Here is a 16,431-nt window from a genome sequence, read left to right on the forward strand (position 1 = left end):
GGGACTGACCGGCGGCGGCCGAGGCCCCCTGCCCGGGGCTTGACGTCGGCATATGCCAGGGTGGCGCGTTCCTGCGTACGGGACGGGAGCGCGCCGCCAATCTCGGCAACATCCGCTCCTTATGCGTCACTTGGCGGCTATCGTGGGACGAGCCCGACTGTCCGGATCCGTTCCACGCAGGGGGAAGCAGTGGCGTTGAAGCACAAGGCGACCGCGCCGCACGACTCCGTCCAGAGCGCCCTGCGGGTGCTCGAAACCGTCGCCCGGCACGGCTCGGGGGTCACCACGGTCGTGCTCGCCCGCGAGACCCGCCTGCCCGCCACGCGACTGGCGCCCCTGCTCCGCATGCTGCTCCGTGAGGGATACGTCGACCAGACGGCCGACGGGGCCTACGTCACCGGGGAGACCCTCAGCCGCCTCGGCTCGGCCGACCGCCACGCCGAGGCGCTGCGTGAGAAGCTCCAGCGCACCCTGGACGGCCTGCGCGACTCGATCGGCGCCGCGGTCTACTTCAGCCGCTACGTCGACGGCGAGGTCCGCGTCACCGACTTCGCCGCCGGGCCCGACGCCCCCGCGGTCAACGAGTGGGTGGACTTCCGCTCCTCCGCCCACGCCAGCGCGATCGGCAAGAGCCTGCTCACCCAGCTCGACGTGAACGGCCGCCGCGACCATCTCTCCCGCCACCGGATGGCCCGCCTCACCTCGCGGACGATCACCAATGAGCGCGTCCTGCTCAACCGCCTGGCCGCCCAGCCCGCCACGGTCCCGGTCCTCGACCTCCAGGAGTACGCGGTCGGCACGGTCTGCGCCGCCGTCCCCATCACCGCGGGCTCCTCGGTCGGCTGCCTCGCCCTGTCCCTGCCGGTCGAGCACGCGCACCGCTTGCGCGAGGCCGCGGACACCCTGAACCGCGGAGCCGCGCCGGTGCTGCTGTCCTTGGCGATCTAGCGCACCCGCGCGCCTTCGGGGCGCTACCTCGCCGTGGTCGGGAGCACCCTTCCGGGCCATGTAATATTTACGTGTCAGCAGGCGCCGCTAGCTCAGTTGGTTAGAGCAGCTGACTCTTAATCAGCGGGTCCGGGGTTCGAGTCCCTGGCGGCGCACTTGCGAATGCCGAAAGGGCGTTCCCGGTCTCCGGGGACGCCCTTTCGCGTACGCCCCGGCCGCCCCGCTGTCCCAAGGGTGCGGAAAACCGCACCCCAGCTCAACGGCAACCCTCATACCGCACCTGACCTGCACTTTCTAGCGTTACGCCTATGGACCTCATGACTCTCGCCCTCCCTCAGGAACCCGCGGGCGGCATCGCGGGCTGGGCCGCCGACCTCGTGGACACCCTGGGTGGCCCCGGTGCCGGGCTCGCCATCGCCCTGGAGAACCTCTTCCCGCCGCTGCCCAGCGAGGTGATCCTGCCGCTGACCGGTTTCGCCGCCGGGCAGGGCGTGATCAGCCTCTTCTCCGCGCTGTTCTGGACCACCCTCGGCTCGGTGGTCGGCGCGGCCGTCCTCTACTGGATCGGCGTCCTGTTCGGACGCGAGCGCATGCACGCCCTGTGGGGGAAGCTGCCGCTGGTCAAGGCGTCCGACCTGGAACGCACCGAGGCGTGGTTCGCCAAGCACGGCACCAAGGCCGTCTTCCTGGGCCGGATGGTGCCGATCTTCCGGAGCCTGATCTCCGTACCGGCCGGTGTGGAGCGCATGCGGCTGCCGGTCTTCCTCGCCCTGACCACCCTGGGCAGCCTGGTCTGGAACTCCGTGCTCGTCATGGCCGGCTACTGGCTCGGCGACCAGTGGGACGCGGTCGAGACGTACGTGGGGTTCCTCTCCAAGGCCGTCCTTGTCCTGGTCGTCGTGGCCGTCGCCGTCTACGTGGTGGTGCGGGTGAGGTCCCGCAACCGGCCCCGGGCCGACGCCGAGGCCCGCCACCGCCGCGCCGGATAGGGGTCGGCTAGTGTCGGCCGACGTGAAGGAGCCCGTCGCCGCACCGTTCTTGCTCAGGGTCACCGGCGTGCTCATCGGCTGCCTCACCGCCCTGCTCGGCCTGGTCTACTTCGTCGTCGCCGGGGCCGCACTCGGCGCCTTCCTGCTCTCGCCGCCCACCCGCGGCCGCGCCCACGCGCTGCTCGCCTCGGGCGCGCGCAGGCTCACCGGCCTGGAGCGGCGGCGCCGGTCCGTCTTCTTCCACGACGCGTTCCCCGAGCACCGCGCCTGTGACCAGCAGATCCTGCGCTACCTCGCGGCCCGTACGTACTCCGGGCTGCTCTGCGCGGTCGTCGTCGGCCTGGTCGACTTCGGCGCGGTCCTCGCGGGGATCTTCGCGGTGTCGCTCACCCAGTCCTCGATGGGCTGGGTCGATCTGGTCAGCCAGGTCGTCCTCGGCGGCACCCTGCTCTTCCTCGCCGTGCAGGGGCTGCGCGCGCTCACCGAGCAGGACGCCCGGCTGGCCCGCGAGTGCTTCGGCCCCTCCGAGCGGGAGCTGCTGCAACGGCGCATCGACGAGCTGGCCACCAGCCGCGCCGCCGTGGTCCAGGCGGTCGACGTCGAGCGGCGCCGGGTGGAACGCGATCTGCACGACGGCGTCCAGCAGCGGCTCGTCGCCCTCGCCATGCTGCTCGGCCGGGCCCGCCGCGGCCGCACACCCGAGCGGGCCGACGCGCTCCTGAAGCAGGCCCACAAGGAAGCGCGGGAAGTCCTCACCGAACTGCGCGAGGTGGCGTGGCGGGTCTACCCCACCGCCCTCGACAGCCTGGGCCTGCACGAGGCGCTCGGCGGGGTGTCGGAGCGGTGCGCGCTTCCCGTACGCATGGAGTACGACGTCCCCGAACCGCTGCCGTCCGCCGTCGAGACCGCCGCGTACTTCGTCGTGTCGGAGGCCGTGACCAACGCCGCGAAGCACTCGTCGGCCGACGAGATCTCCGTACGCGTACGACAGCGGGGAACCGTGCTTTCCGTCCTCGTCCGGGACAGTGGGGTCGGCGGCGCCGACCCCTCGGGCAGCGGGCTGACCGGGCTGCGCAGCCGGGTCGCCGCGCTGGACGGCACCCTGCACGTCGAAAGCCCCCTCGGGGGACCCACCACCATCACCGCGGAGCTGCCGTGCGCGTAATCCTCGCCGAGGACTCGACCCTGCTGCGGGAGGGCCTCGTCCGGCTGCTCGCCGAGGAGGGCCACGAGGTCCTCGCCGCCGTGGGCGACGCCGAAGCGCTCCTCGCGGCGGTCGACGCCGGCACGCCGGACGTCGTCGTCACCGACATCCGCATGCCGCCGGACCACACCGACGAGGGGCTGCGCGCCGCGGTACGGATCCGCGAGCGGCGCCCCGAGATCGGTGTGCTCGTCCTCTCCCAGTACGTGGAGCGCAACTACGCGACGCAGCTGCTCACTTCGAGCGCCGAACGGGTCGGCTACCTCCTGAAGGACCGGGTGGCGCAGGTCGAGGAGTTCCTCGACGCGCTGGAGCGGGTGCACGCGGGGGGCGCTGCCATCGACCCCGAAGTCGTACGGCAGTTGCTCATCCGCACCACGCACAGCGACCCGCTGACCCGCCTCACCCCCCGGGAGCGGACCGTCCTGGAGGCGCTCGCCGAGGGGCACACCAACGCGGCCATCGGGCAGAAGCTGCACATCTCGCTGAGCGCGGTCGAGAAGAACCTCAACGCGATCTTCGACAAGCTCGGCCTGTCCCGCACGGACGGCTACAGCCGCAGGGTGCTCGCGGTGCTGCGGTACCTGGAGTCCTGACCGGCGGCTCCACGTAAGGGAGTTCGCGCCTGTGCCGGCGGCTACGACAGGACGACCCCGTCCATGACCAGCGCCGCCGCCAGCCCCGCGGCCAGGAGCCAGCTGCCGAGCCGGGTCCGGCCGCGGCGGCTCAGCTCGATCACGCCGCCGCAGAGGATGAGCAGCAGTCCGTAGACCCCGACGACCAGCACGGACGACCGGCTCGCCAGGCGCAGGGCGAGCACCACCGCGGCCGCGGCCATCAGCAGCGCGGCCGCGGCGATGCGGGCGCGGCGGGCGCGGGCGGCGGGGGTGGGGGTGAGGGCGGGCTGTGCCGTGGTTTCGAGGGGGGCCGTGGCTTCGGGCTGGTCGGGCGTGCTCATGGTTGTGGATCGTAATCGCTCAGGCGGGCGGGGCCGGGGGCTTGTGTTCGTTCACCACGGATCCCTCACCCCCGCAGATACGCGAGGACCGCCAGCACCCTGCGGTGCGTGCCGTCCGCCGGCGGCAGGTCCAGTTTCCCGAGGATGTTGCCGATGTGCTTGCCCACCGCCGCCTCGGAGACGACCAGTCCGGCGGCGATCGCCGCGTTCGACTTCCCCTCGGCGACCAGCGCGAGCACCTCGCGCTCGCGCGGCGTCAGCTGCTCCAGCGGATCGCGGCGCCGCCGCAGCAACTGCCGTACGACTTCGGGGTCGACGACCGTCCCGCCCTCCGCGACCCGCGTGAGCCCCTCGATGAACTGCTCGACCTGGCCCACGCGGTCCTTGAGCAGATAACCGACGCCGGTGCCGTCCCCGGTGTCCAGGAGGTCGGCCGCGTACGAGCGTTGCACGTACTGGCTGAGCACGAGCACCGGCAGCGTCGGCCGGTCCGCCCTGAGCGCGACCGCCGCCCGCAGCCCCTCGTCCTGGAAGCCGGGCGGCATCCGCACATCGGTGACCACGATGTCCGGTTCGTACGCGGACACGGCGTCCCGCAGCGCGTCCGCGTCGCCGACCGCGGCGACCGTCTCGTGCCCGAAGCGGCCGAGGACGCCGATCAGGCCCTCGCGCAACAGGACGCTGTCCTCGGCGAGAACAACTCTCAGGCTTCGGCGGTGACTCGGGCTGTGGCTTGGGCTTGGGCTCTGGCTTCGCACGGGATCTCCACGGACAGGGTGGTCGGGCCGCCCGGGGGGCTGGTGACCGTCAGTGTGCCATCGAGGACGGCGAGCCGGTCGGCGAGGCCCGTGAGGCCCGTCCCGCGGGCCGGGTCGGCGCCGCCGCGGCCGTCGTCGCGCACGTCGACGCGGAGGGCCCCGTCCGTGTGGGCGGCGGTGACGCGGACCCTGGTCGCACCGCTGTGCCTGCCGACGTTGGCGAGCGCCTCGCGGACCGCGAAGTACCCTGCCGACTCGACCGGTTCGGGCAGCCGGGGCAGCTCGGCGCCCGCCGTCTCCACCGGGACGGCGCAGCGGTCCGCCACGTCCTCGATGGCCGCGGCCAGGCCGTAGTCGGCGAGGACCTGCGGATGGATGCCGTGGATCAGCTCGCGCAGCTCGCTCAGGACGCGGCCCGCCTCGTCGTGGGCGGTGGCCAGTCGGCCGGCGAGGGCGCTGCCGGGGGCGGCGTCGAGCCGGGCGAGACCGAGGCTCATGGTGAGCGCGACCAGCCGCTGCTGCGCCCCGTCGTGCAAATCCCGCTCAATGCGGCGCCGTTCGGCCTCGAAGGCGTCGACGAGGCGGGCCCTTGAGCGGGTCACCTCGGCGAGGCCGGCGGCCAGTTCGGAATCGCGCGGGGCGAGCAGGAGGCGGGCGAACGCGGCACGGGCGGCGGCGTACGCGCCGAGCGGGTGCGCCAGTACGAGGAGCAGCACCAGGCCGAGGAGCGCGGTGCCGCCGGCCGCCGGGTAGCCGCTGACGAGCCAGAGCTTGGCGGGGCGGATGTCGTTGCCGGGGCCGCCGACGAGGGCGAGGTGGGCGGGAGCGGCGAGGAGGAGTGCGGGGAAGGCAACGGTGCAGGCCAGGACGAGGAGGTCCAGGGGCCACAGGACGACGGCGAGCAGGGCGGCGTAGGCGAGCTCGCGCCAGGTGGCCTGCTCTTTCAGGCGGAGCCTGAACCAGGCGGAGATGCCGGGGGCTTCCGGCGTGCGGTGGGGGGACGGGGCCGGGTCGGGGTCGACGATCAGCAGGCGGCGCCGCTCCAGGGCGGCGAGGGGGACGCCGGTGAAGGCGAGGGCGCCGAGCAGGGGGATGCCGATGAGTATGAGGACGAGGACGGCTCCTACGGTGGTCAGGGCGAGGCCCACTACGAGGGTGGCGGCGCCCAGGGCGGCGCCGCTGCCCAGATAGACGCCGCTTCGCCAGGGGGCGCTGCCGGCGAGATAGCGTCGGGGGCTTCGCAGGCTGGTCCATACGCTTTGCTGCGGCATGCCTCTACGGTAGGTGGGGTTTGCGCCCGGCATCGCTCCGTAGGGGGCCGGCCCGCCGCTCCGCGGCACCATCGCCCCGTAGGGGCCGGAGCTCAGGGATGAGCGAGCGGTTCCGCGTACGCCGTGAGGTCGTGCACGGCGTACGCGGAACCCGCCCGTGGGGTGAGGGGAAGTCCTCAGGCGGTGCCGGGGATCAGAACTTGACGTCCGAACAGGCGTAGAACGCGTTGGCCGTGTCCGCGACCGTCCAGACCGCGACGACCACGTGGTGCCCGCTGCGTCCGCCGGGGATGGTGCCGCTGTGCGAGAGCGTCGCGGGCGGCTGCTGGCTGTTGTACGGGACGCTGAGGAACGGCGTGGTGTCCAGGGCGGCCCTGGTCACGGGCTTGCTGTCGTCCCAGCCCTGCTTGGTGATGTAGTACTTGAAGTCCGTGGTGCGGTGGCGCGCGGTGAACTGCCAGCGGAACGTGTAGTTCTGACCGCCGCTCACCGCCGTCGTGGGCCAGGCTCCGCCCCCTGGTGTTTTTGGCGAGTTGAGCTGGTTGAAGCCCGCTATGCCCGCCGAACAGATCTTGCCGTCGGCGGGGCCGCCGGCGGGGAAGCCCTTGGGGCCCTCGACGCTCTGCGGTTCGTACTGGATGGAGCCGCAGTTGGTCACCACGCCCTTGGCGCAGTTGATCTGCCGGCTGGCCGGCAGGTCCGTGTAGCCGTGGCTGCTGGCGCCACCGGCGGAGAGCGCGAACGCGCCGACCGTGGTGAGGCCGACCATGGCCGCGTACATTTTCTTGTTTCGCATGTGCCGCTCCTGACCGAACGTGGGGAGTTCCGTGGGACGTGCGCGCACTGCGGTCTAGACCAAGTCTCAGATTATTGCCGTTAGTTGAACATGTCCATACCAATCATGGAGAGGATCCGTCCGCATCGCCCAGCGGCCGTCTCCACGTGTTCACCGTGGGGCGTGGCCGGCCTAGCGGTGCTCCCCGTGGCCCGTGCAGAACGCCACCGTCAGGTCCTTCACCAACGCCTTGCGCTCGTAGTCGTCCAGCTCCACCAGGCCACGCGTGGTCAGCCGCGTCACGGTGTCCTCCACCGAGTCGACCACCGAGGTCAGTACGGTGTCGCGGTGCCGTGCGTCGAGCGCGGCGACCCGGCGGCGCTGCATCGCGGCGGCGACCTCGGGGGCGTACTCGATCCGGGTCGGCTGGGCCGAGAAGACCTCGACGCCGACCGCCTCGGCGTCGGCGGCGAGCGCCTGGGTCAGCGCCGCGCTGACGGCGTCGGCGTCACGGAGGGTGGGGGTGTCGCGCAGGGCCGGGGCGTCGTCGTGGAACGCGTCGGCGGGCAGCCGCGAGAGCACCCGGGCCGTCGTCGCCTCCACGCACTGCCGCAGGTACTCCTGGTGGTCCTCGACCGCGAGCGTCGCCCGCGCGGGGTCCTTGACCCGCCATACGACGAGGACGACGACCCGCAGCGCGACCCCGCCCCGGTCCACGGCGGCCATCGGCTCGCTCCTCCAGTGCCGCAGGCGTACGTCGACGCGGCGGCGCAGCAGCAGGGGGTTCACCCACAGCAGTCCGGTGCGGCGGACGGTGCCCCGGTAGCGGCCGAAGAGGCTGAGCACCCACGCCCTGCCGACCCGGCCCCGCGCCAGCCCGCCGAACCCGAAGAGACCGAGCGTCCCCGATCCGGCGAGTGAGATCCACTGGGCGGCTCCGAGCCCGGCACCCTTGTATCCAGGCAGACCCGTAACACCCGGCATACCCGTCACACCGGTCACCCCCGACACCCCCGTAATACCCGTCCCGCCCGTCACACCCATCACCCGAAGCGCGGGCTCGGGCAGCACCCCCGCCCACCACAGCGACAGCGCGCAGCCGGCGGCGCCCACGCAGCCGCCGAGTACGCCGACGAGGCCGGGCAGGACGCGCGCCCGGCGTTCCGCGAGGGCGGGGTCGACGTCGGGCACGGGGCGCGCCACGGAGTCGACGGGGGCGGCGGCCACGGACCCGACCGCAGCCCCGCCTCCGGGACCGACACCGGCCCCGGCCCCGGCTCCGGCCCCGGTCCCGGTATCGAGCGCGGGCCGCCGCGCCGTCGCCCGGGGCTGCTCCCCCGTCCCCTGCCTTCGCCGCACCACGGCGGGTGGCAGGGGGACGCCCGTCGCGTCGTCCGGGTCGTCGCGGAAGAGGAGGTGGACGGGAATCTCGGTGGTGGCCTCGCTCTGGATCACCCGCGGCGGCCGTGCGGCGGCCTGCTCGGGCGCCCCGCCGGACTGCGGGGACTGTGGCTGTGAAGCTGCCGTCGCACTCATCCGTGCCTCCGCCTCATTCGTACCTCCGCCTCACTCGTACCTCGGCCTCATTCGTGCCCCGGCCTCACTCGTGCCTCGGCCACATCCATGCCCCGGCCTCACTCGTGCCTCGGCCACATTCCTGCCCGAGTCACACCCCTCACCGGAACAACCGCCGCCACGTCTCCGGCCCCGGATAGCCGTCCGCCGCCGCGCCCCGCCAGCCCTGTGCGCGCTGGAACGCCTCTACGTTGCGGCGGTCCGTCTCCGTCCAGGTGCGGCCCGGGCCCCGTGCGTAGTGTCTGCCGAAGCCCTTCTTCACCAGCTGCCTGCCGAGCTGTTCGATCGCCGTGTGCGACTGGCCGGGGCGGAAGACGCCCCTGCCGGGGTAGGCGGGCGCCCCCTGCCTGCCGTCGGTGATCGGGCCCGCGCCCGCCCGGGGGATGTTCCGCCCCTGCCCCTTCATCAGGTACGACCACGTCGTCGGGCCCGGCAGCCCGTCCGCGTTCCCGCCCCACCAGCCCTGCGCCAGCTGGAACGCCTGCGTCGCCCGGCGGTCCGCGTCGGTCCAGCGTGGGCCGGGGCCCGACCGGTAGAAGCGCTGGGCGCCCCGGGCGATCAGTGCCTTGCCGAGCTGCGTCACGTACTTGTTGCTGGCCCCGGGGCCGAAGGACCCCGCCCCCGGGTACGTCGCCTCCGTGGAGCCGGAGCCGCCCACCTTGCCCTCATCCGCCTTGCCCTCGCCCGTCTTTCCCTCAGTCGTCTTGCCCTCAGTCGCCGCACCCTCAACCGCTGCGCCCTCGTCCGTCGGGTCGTCATCCGTCGGGTCGTCGTCGTCCTCCTCCACGCCCTTGAAGCGATAGGCCAGATAGCGGTCCGCGTTCGACCAATAGGCATAGGGAGTGGCCTGTCTGCGGGCGTGCGGGCGGGTCTGTTCGTACGCGATGTAATGCGTCTGTTTGGAGTCCGTCCAGCCGCCGAAAATCGTCACGTGCGAACCGTTGGTGGGGTTCTCCGGATTGTGGAAGAGGAGAATGTCGCCGGACTTGAGCTGCTCCTTGGTAATGGGCACCCCGTACTTGTCGAGGGTGCCCGTCCATTCGTTTCCGCTCAGGTTCCACGCCATCGAGACAAAGCCCGAGCAGTCCTGCCGGTAGCCGTCGGTCCAGTACTTCTCCATGCTGTACGGCACCTTCGCGGTGACCCACGTCATGGCCCGCTCGATGATCACCTCCCGGGTGATAGCGCCGTACACCGACGCCGCCGGAGTCCCCGAGCCGCCGTGCAGCGGGCTCGTGCGGCCCTGCGGCGTATCCGGTACGTCGTCCCCCGGGCGGGGGTCGGGCCGGGCCGCCGAATGGCCCCCCACCTCGGTGGCGGCCACCTCGGCGGCGGCCACCGTCGGCAGCGTCTGGCCGCCGAGCACCGTGCCGGCCGCCGCCGCGAGGACGAGGGCGCGGCGCGCGCCGTGCGCCGCCGGGTGACCCCCGAGGCGCACCGGAAGCGCGTGCGCCATGGAGCGCCGCCAATGAACACAACCGGGACAGTCGCAGTCGCTCTCGGGAACGAATTCCTCGAATACCGGAGCGTCCTCCATGCGATTCCCCTCACACCCCTGAAAAGAATGTCCGCGCATCTGCACATCCGTCAGTTTCTCAACTGTCCCGCGATACCGCATGTTGACGGTCCGAATGATGTAGCGGGCCTCCGGGCGGGCCTCCGGGCGCGGCCCACCGGAACCCGCACGGGCGGCCCGGGCGGTCCGGAGCACCCCCGGACATCCGGTAGAGTTCTCCAGGTCAGCAGGCGCCGCTAGCTCAGTTGGTTAGAGCAGCTGACTCTTAATCAGCGGGTCCGGGGTTCGAGTCCCTGGCGGCGCACAGACAGCGAAGGCCCTCCGTTCACGCGGAGGGCCTTCGTCGTGTTCAGGACCGGGCCTGCGCTCCCGCCCCTACCGCTACGGTTGCGCCATGGCGCGCGACATCCAGGAGCGGATCAAGAAGCTCATCATCGATTCCCGGCTGCCCTCGGGGGCCTCGCTCCCCACCGAGCCCGAGCTGATGGAGCGCCTCGGCGTCAGCAGGAACTCCGTACGGGAGGCGCTCAAGGCGCTCCAGGCGATGGGGATCGTGGAGATCCGGCATGGTTTCGGTACGTATGTCGGTCCGATGTCGGTCGCGCCGATGATCGAGGGCCTCGCCTTCCGCACGGTCGCGGGCCACTACCGCGGCGAGGACAGCCTGCTCCAGCTCCTCGAACTGCGCGAGGCCGTGGAGACGGGGCTGATCGCGCGCCTCGCGGGCCGCGTCCCGGAGGCCGACCTCGCCGAGCTCGACGCCCTGGTGGACCGGATGGACGCCGAGGCGGCCTCCGCGGAGGGCGCCGTGCGCGCGGAGACCGACCGCGCCTTCCATGCGGCGCTCTACCGCGGCCTGGGCAACAGCCTCCTGGGCGAGGTCCTTGAGGCGTTCTGGGACGCCTTCCACAAGGTCCGCACGGATCTGGTGGACGTACCGCAGGACCCGAAGATCACCTGCCGCCAGCACCGGGAGATCCTGGCGGCGGTGCGCTCGGGGGACGCCCTCCGCGCCGAGCGGGCCATACGGGAACACTTCGGCAACATTCGAACGCGTCTGACCTCACCTGTCTCCATAGACGCCAAAAATCGCTCGTATGACCGGTAAACACCTTGTATCGCCCTTGCGATCACGCTGCAGGGCGTAGAACCCTGTTCTGGAGCCATTGGCTCACATGAGGCGGACGATGCCGGGCAATTGGGGGCTCGTGCGGTCCGCGGCGGGGCAGGGATGGGGGTCCCCGTTCATGAGGCGATGCCGAGGGGGGCATCATGCAACCGGAAGGTTGTCGTTCCATGTCTAAGGGGACGGTGGCCTGCCACTGATGCGTCCGCGGGGTCGAGGGGGATCCGGGCGGACGGAAGGACCAACGAACACGCGGGGTGACCGCGTGCGGGGGGATGACTCATGACGTCGACGCCGACGGGCGCGCGGCAGAACGACCCGTCACAGACGACCCAGCTACGGGTGCCGTCGCACAGGACGGGCGGTTTCCGCAGAATCAAGAAGACCCTGCCGCGGTACGACTACGAGCACTACAGCCGGCTCGCCGGCCCGCTGACCCAGCCGGACCCGAGCAAGCCGTACCGGGTGAAGTATCGCTCGCTCCTCTCGCAGGAGCCGCACAAGATCCGGGCCGCGCTGATGCTGGGCGCGGCCCCACTGCTCTCTCTCGTCCTGCTCGGCTGGCTGCTGCAGCCCGAGCACTGGACGGAGCGGGACTACGTCGCCAACGACTGGCTGCCGGTCCTCGACGTCGTCATGCTCGTCTCGATCGGCCTGATCGAGTTCTTCCGCTGCATGAACGTGCTCTCCAACGCGCACGCGACCCTGGTGGCCCGCGATCCGATACCCGTGGTGCCCGAGACGGGCACCAGAGTCGCCTTCCTCACCTCGTTCGTGCCCGGCAAGGAGCCGATCGAGATGGTGACGAAGACACTGGAGGCCGCGGTCAGGATCCGTCACCGCGGTCCGATGCACGTATGGCTCCTCGACGAGGGTGACGACCCGGAGGTCAAGGAGGTCTGCCGGCGGCTCGGCGTGCACCACTTCTCGCGCAAGGGCGTCGCGAAGTGGAACATGACGAAGGGCCCGCACCGCGCCAAGACGAAGCACGGCAACTACAACGCCTGGCTGGACGCGCACGGCGACGACTACGAGTACTTCGCTTCCGTGGACACCGACCACGTCCCGATGCCGAACTACCTGGAGCGGATGCTCGGCTTCTTCCGCGACGAGAACGTCGGCTTCGTCATCGGCCCGCAGGTCTACGGCAACTACGACAACTTCGTCACCAAGGCCGCCGAGTCGCAGCAGTTCCTCTTCCACGCGCTGATCCAGCGGGCGGGCAACGCCTACGGCGCGCCGATGTTCGTCGGCACGAGCAACGCCGTACGCATCAGGGCCCTGAAGCAGATCGGTGGCCTGTACGACTCGATCACCGAGGACATGGCCACGGGCTTCGAGATCCACCGGGCCACGAACCCGGCGACCGGCAAGAAGTGGAAGTCCGTGTACACGCCGGACGTGCTCGCGGTCGGCGAGGGGCCCAACGCCTGGACGGACTTCTTCACGCAGCAGCTGCGGTGGTCGCGCGGGACGTACGAGACGATCCTCAAGCAGTTCTGGAAGGCGCCGTTCTCGCTGCCCCCGGGCCGCCTCTTCAACTACACGATGATGGTCATCTTCTACCCGATGTCCGCCATGAACTGGATCCTGGCCGCGCTGAGCTGCGCGCTGTTCCTGGGCCTCGGCGCGTCCGGCGTGAACATCGACCCGACCATCTGGCTGATGCTGTACGGCAACGCCTCCGCGCTCCAGATCGGCCTCTACATCTGGAACCGCAGGCACAACGTCTCCCCGCACGAGCCCGAGGGCTCCGGCGGTGTGGCGGGCATGGTGATGTCGGCCCTCTCCGCGCCGATCTACGCCCGCTCGCTCCTCGACGCGGCCCTGCGCCGCAAGAGCAAGTTCGTGGTGACCCCCAAGGGCGACTCGGCGAGCCCGGACACGCTGTTCGGGACCTTCCGGATCCACCTGTTCTTCATCCTGGTCTTCGGTGGCTCGATGGCCGCCTCCTTCGTGTACGGGCACTCCCACCCCGCGATGATCATCTGGGCCACGTTCGCCCTGCTGATCACGGCGGCGCCGATCTTCGCGTGGCGCTGGGGCATGCGGAAGGACAAGAAGAAGCCCGGGCCGCCCGCGCCGGACGTGATCGTTCCGCAGCAGAAGCCCAGCTGGGCGGCGCCCGACCAGACCATGCAGATTTCCCTTGGGGGACATAACCAATGAAAGACCGTTCCAGCCGCCGCCGCGCCCGCCGCATCGCGATAGGCGCGGCGGTCGTCCTTGCGCTGGCAGGGATGAACGGCCCCTGGCTGTGGCGCGTGGGCTCCGAGAAGTACCACGACTACAAGATCAACAAGCCGGAGTACAAGGCCGACAACGGCCACTGGGACGTCGTGGACTTCCCCGAGGAGTACCGGCAGAACACGATCCACGCGGCCCTGCTGCACACCGGCAAGGTGCTCCTGGTCGCCGGTTCCGGCAACAACCAGAAGAACTTCGACAAGAAGAAGTTCGACACCCGCCTGTGGGACCCGGTCAAGGGCACCATCAAGAAGATCCCGACGCCCACCGACCTGTTCTGCACGGGCCACACCCAGCTGGGCAACGGCAATCTGCTGATCGCGGGCGGCACACAGCGCTACGAGAAGCTGAAGGGCGACATCACCAAGGCCGGCGGCCTGATGATCGTCCACAACGAGGACCCGGACGAGCCGAAGACGATCCCCGCGGGGACGAAGTTCACGGGCAAGAAGAACGGCAAGACGTTCGTCTCCCAGGACAACATCCTGGTGGAGAAGGCGAAGAAGGTCTTCGACAAGCAGACCGGCAGGTTCCTGGGCACCGAGCCGGGCCTCGGCCGCGTCTACGTCGAGGCGGCGAAGAGCGGCGCCAAGCACGAGACGGGCACCCAGGACAACTACCGCATCCAGGGTCTGAAGGGCTCCGACACCCGCAACGTCTACGGCATGGCGCAGAAGCTCGCCCTGGACAAGAAAGACTTCCAGGGCATCAAGGACGCCTTCGAGTTCGACCCGGTCGCCGAGCGGTACATCAAGGTCGACCCGATGAACGAGGCGCGCTGGTACCCCACGCTGACCACGCTCACCGACGGCAAAATCCTCTCCACCTCGGGGCTCGACGAAATCGGCCAGCTGGTGCCGGGCAAGAACGAGGTGTACGACCCGAAGACCAAGAAGTGGACGTACACCAAGGGCATCCGGCAGTTCCCGACGTACCCGGCGATCTTCCAGATGACCGACGGCAAGCTGTTCTACTCCGGTTCGAACGCGGGTTACGGCCCCGACGACGTCGGCCGCAAGCCCGGCATCTGGGACCTGAAGACCAACAAGTGGCGGGGCATCCCGGGCCTGAGCGACCAGAAGCTCCTGGAGACCTCCGGCACGGTCGAGCTGCCGCCCGCGCAGGACCAGAAGTACATGGTGGTCGGCGGCGGCGGTGTCGGCGAGTCCAAGGAGTCCAGCGAGAAGACCCGCGTCGTCGACCTGAAAGCGGACGAGCCGCGGTTCGTCGACGGCCCCTCCCTGGAGAAGGGCACGCGTTATCCGCAGATATCGACGCTGCCGGACGACACGGTGCTGATCTCCGGCGGCTCCGAGGACTACCGCGGGCGCAGCGACTCCAACATCCACCAGGCGCGGATCTACGACGCCAGGACGGGTGACATGCGGCGGGTCGCCGACCCGGAGGTGGGCCGCAACTACCACTCCGGTTCGATCCTGCTGCCCGACGGCCGCGTGATGTTCTTCGGCTCCGACTCGCTCTACGCCGACAAGGCCAACACCAAGCCCGGCGTCTTCGAACAGCGCATCGAGATCTACACGCCGCCTTACCTGTACCACGGCTCGCAGCCGAGCCTCGGCAAGGGGCCGAAGACGATCGAGCGGGGGGAGTCGGGGACCTTCCCGACCAAGCACTCCTCCGCCATCAAGACGGCCCGTCTCATCAGGCCGAGCGCCTCCACGCACGTCACGGACATCGACCAGACGTCGATCGCGCTCGACCTGAAGAAGTCGAAGGGCAAGGTCACCGTGACGGTCCCGAAGAACCGCAGCCTGGTCGAATCGGGCTGGTACATGCTCTTCGTGACGGACGATCAGGGCACCCCGAGCAAGGCCCGGTGGGTCCACGTGCCGTGAGCGGCGCCCCGTCAGCGGCACCCCGTGATGGGCGCCGCTGACGGGGCTCTCCTCAACCGGCGTTCTTCGCGAGGCCCAGCGCGTACTCGGGCCACCACTCCCCCGCCTTGGGGCCGCCCCGGCACGTCCCGTCGGACTCACCGGGCCGCTTGACCCACAGATACGCGTCGACGAGCGGATCGTCGGTCTTCGTGGTGGGCGCCTCGCCGAGCGCGCGGCCCGGCGGGTTGCACCAGGAGTCCTTGCCCTTGTCGTACGGTCCGTTGCCGTTGCGCCCCGTGTCGATGACGAACGGCTTGTCGCCGATCTTCGCCGAGAGCTTCCTGCCGAACTCCGTACTGGCCTCGGTGGTCTGGAAGTTGGAGACGTTCACCGAGAAGCCGTCGGCCTGCTCGACGCCGGACCGCTTCAGGGGCTCCCAGAGCGAGTCGGGGTTCTGCCAGCCCGCGTTGCCCGCGTCGAGGTAGACCTTCGTGTTCTTCAGGGACTTGAGCTTGCCGATGGCGCCCTTGAGAAGGTCGTACCGCTCCTCGTGGAACTGCTCGGGCGTGCAGTTGTCGACCATGTGGAGCACGGCGTCCGGTTCCAGGATCACCGTGGCGCGGCGGTCGCCGATGCCCTCGGCGACCTGGTCGACGAACGTCCGGTACGCGTTGCCGTCGGCCGCGCCGCCGCCCGAGTACTGGCCGCAGTCGCGGTGCGGGATGTTGTAGAGGACGAGCAGGGCGTCCCGGTCGGCCTTGTCGGCGGCCTCGGTGAAGCCGCGCGCCTGGTCCTCCGCGTTCTCCGGGACGATCCACTCGGCGACGGGCTGCTCGGCGATCTTGCGGATGAGCGCGCCGTCGTCCTTCTTGCCGTCCTTCTCGTACGCGGCGACCTGCTTGGCCGCGTTCCCCTGCGGGTTGACCCAGTACGGGTCCTTCCCCTTGGGCTGCTGCTTCACCGGCGGACCCGACGTCTCCCCCTCCGGGTCACCGCTGGAGGAGCACCCGGAAAGGAGCAGCGCGGCCCCCGCGAGCGCCACTCCCGTCCTCACCCCCCGGGCCGCGAAAACGTGTCCGCGGCCGGTGCCTTTGTGGTACATCCACTCCCCCTTGGGTGCACTGTCCGTATCTCAATCCTGACATACGCACCCTCCTCCCACGAGGCCCGCCCGTCCTGCGGGTAGACCTGTAGGAGAGCTGTTACCCGGAGGTGTTACCGCACGC

General features: G+C 70.6%; 14 protein-coding genes and 2 tRNA genes. 9 read left to right on the forward strand and 7 right to left on the reverse strand.

Annotated elements, in window-relative coordinates:
• The first annotated feature begins 189 nt into the window (after nt 1-189).
• The 5 genes from ACWDVB_RS02895 to ACWDVB_RS02915 all read left to right on the forward strand — a co-directional run bounded on the left by ACWDVB_RS02895 (nt 190) and on the right by ACWDVB_RS02915 (nt 3,737).
• A complete protein-coding gene (locus tag ACWDVB_RS02895) occupies nt 190-948 on the forward strand; it encodes an IclR family transcriptional regulator (RefSeq protein WP_451515645.1) in 759 nt (252 codons plus the stop codon).
• A gap of 81 nt (nt 949-1,029) precedes the next feature.
• Nucleotides 1,030-1,103, forward strand: a tRNA-Lys gene (locus ACWDVB_RS02900).
• A gap of 153 nt (nt 1,104-1,256) precedes the next feature.
• Entirely contained in the window at nt 1,257-1,937 is a 681-nt protein-coding gene (locus ACWDVB_RS02905; protein ID WP_451515644.1) for a DedA family protein, read from the forward strand.
• A 22-nt stretch (nt 1,938-1,959) separates the two neighbouring features.
• Entirely contained in the window at nt 1,960-3,102 is a 1,143-nt protein-coding gene (locus ACWDVB_RS02910) for a histidine kinase (RefSeq protein ID WP_451515643.1), read from the forward strand.
• Nucleotides 3,093-3,737 carry a response regulator transcription factor gene (locus tag ACWDVB_RS02915; protein ID WP_451515642.1) on the forward strand — a complete coding sequence of 215 codons (645 nt, stop codon included), beginning with the start codon at nt 3,093-3,095 and terminating at the stop codon, nt 3,735-3,737. Before ACWDVB_RS02910 ends, ACWDVB_RS02915 begins: the two co-directional genes overlap by 10 nt.
• Before the next feature lie 41 nt (nt 3,738-3,778).
• Here the strand turns inward: ACWDVB_RS02915 and ACWDVB_RS02920 are convergent, their stop codons facing one another.
• The 6 genes from ACWDVB_RS02920 to ACWDVB_RS02945 all read right to left on the reverse strand — a co-directional run bounded on the left by ACWDVB_RS02920 (nt 3,779) and on the right by ACWDVB_RS02945 (nt 10,015).
• On the reverse strand, nt 3,779-4,099 hold the full coding sequence (locus ACWDVB_RS02920; RefSeq protein ID WP_451515641.1) for a hypothetical protein: 321 nt from the start codon (nt 4,097-4,099) through the stop codon (nt 3,779-3,781).
• Between the two features lie 65 nt (nt 4,100-4,164).
• Nucleotides 4,165-4,773: a LuxR C-terminal-related transcriptional regulator gene (locus tag ACWDVB_RS02925; RefSeq protein WP_451515640.1), complete on the reverse strand. Its 609-nt coding sequence runs from the start codon at nt 4,771-4,773 to the stop codon at nt 4,165-4,167.
• Nucleotides 4,774-4,802: 29 nt separating this feature from the next.
• On the reverse strand, nt 4,803-6,128 hold the full coding sequence (locus tag ACWDVB_RS02930; RefSeq protein WP_451515639.1) for a sensor histidine kinase: 1,326 nt from the start codon (nt 6,126-6,128) through the stop codon (nt 4,803-4,805).
• A 193-nt stretch (nt 6,129-6,321) separates the two neighbouring features.
• On the reverse strand, nt 6,322-6,924 hold the full coding sequence (locus ACWDVB_RS02935) for a lytic polysaccharide monooxygenase auxiliary activity family 9 protein (RefSeq protein ID WP_451515638.1): 603 nt from the start codon (nt 6,922-6,924) through the stop codon (nt 6,322-6,324).
• A gap of 171 nt (nt 6,925-7,095) precedes the next feature.
• Entirely contained in the window at nt 7,096-8,439 is a 1,344-nt protein-coding gene (locus tag ACWDVB_RS02940) for an SPFH domain-containing protein (RefSeq protein WP_451515637.1), read from the reverse strand.
• A 139-nt stretch (nt 8,440-8,578) separates the two neighbouring features.
• A complete protein-coding gene (locus tag ACWDVB_RS02945; protein ID WP_451515636.1) occupies nt 8,579-10,015 on the reverse strand; it encodes a peptidoglycan-binding protein in 1,437 nt (478 codons plus the stop codon).
• Between the two features lie 209 nt (nt 10,016-10,224).
• Here ACWDVB_RS02945 and ACWDVB_RS02950 point away from each other — a divergent pair.
• The 4 genes from ACWDVB_RS02950 (at nt 10,225) to ACWDVB_RS02965 (ending at nt 15,223) form a co-directional block, all read left to right on the forward strand.
• Nucleotides 10,225-10,298: transfer RNA gene (locus tag ACWDVB_RS02950), tRNA-Lys, on the forward strand.
• A gap of 90 nt (nt 10,299-10,388) precedes the next feature.
• Nucleotides 10,389-11,102: a FadR/GntR family transcriptional regulator gene (locus ACWDVB_RS02955; RefSeq protein WP_451515635.1), complete on the forward strand. Its 714-nt coding sequence runs from the start codon at nt 10,389-10,391 to the stop codon at nt 11,100-11,102.
• Between the two features lie 300 nt (nt 11,103-11,402).
• Nucleotides 11,403-13,289 (forward strand): glycosyltransferase family 2 protein, encoded by a 1,887-nt coding sequence (locus ACWDVB_RS02960; protein ID WP_451515634.1) that lies wholly within the window; start codon nt 11,403-11,405, stop codon nt 13,287-13,289.
• A complete protein-coding gene (locus tag ACWDVB_RS02965; RefSeq protein ID WP_451515633.1) occupies nt 13,286-15,223 on the forward strand; it encodes a galactose oxidase-like domain-containing protein in 1,938 nt (645 codons plus the stop codon). Before ACWDVB_RS02960 ends, ACWDVB_RS02965 begins: the two co-directional genes overlap by 4 nt.
• 52 nt (nt 15,224-15,275) lie before the next feature.
• Here ACWDVB_RS02965 and ACWDVB_RS02970 read toward each other — a convergent pair whose 3' ends face one another.
• The gene (locus ACWDVB_RS02970) at nt 15,276-16,307 is read right to left on the reverse strand and encodes a glycoside hydrolase family 6 protein (RefSeq protein ID WP_451515632.1); all 1,032 of its coding nucleotides are present in this window, start codon (nt 16,305-16,307) and stop codon (nt 15,276-15,278) included.
• Nucleotides 16,308-16,431: the final 124 nt, after the last annotated feature.

This window comes from Streptomyces sp. NPDC003379, from assembly GCF_053589195.1.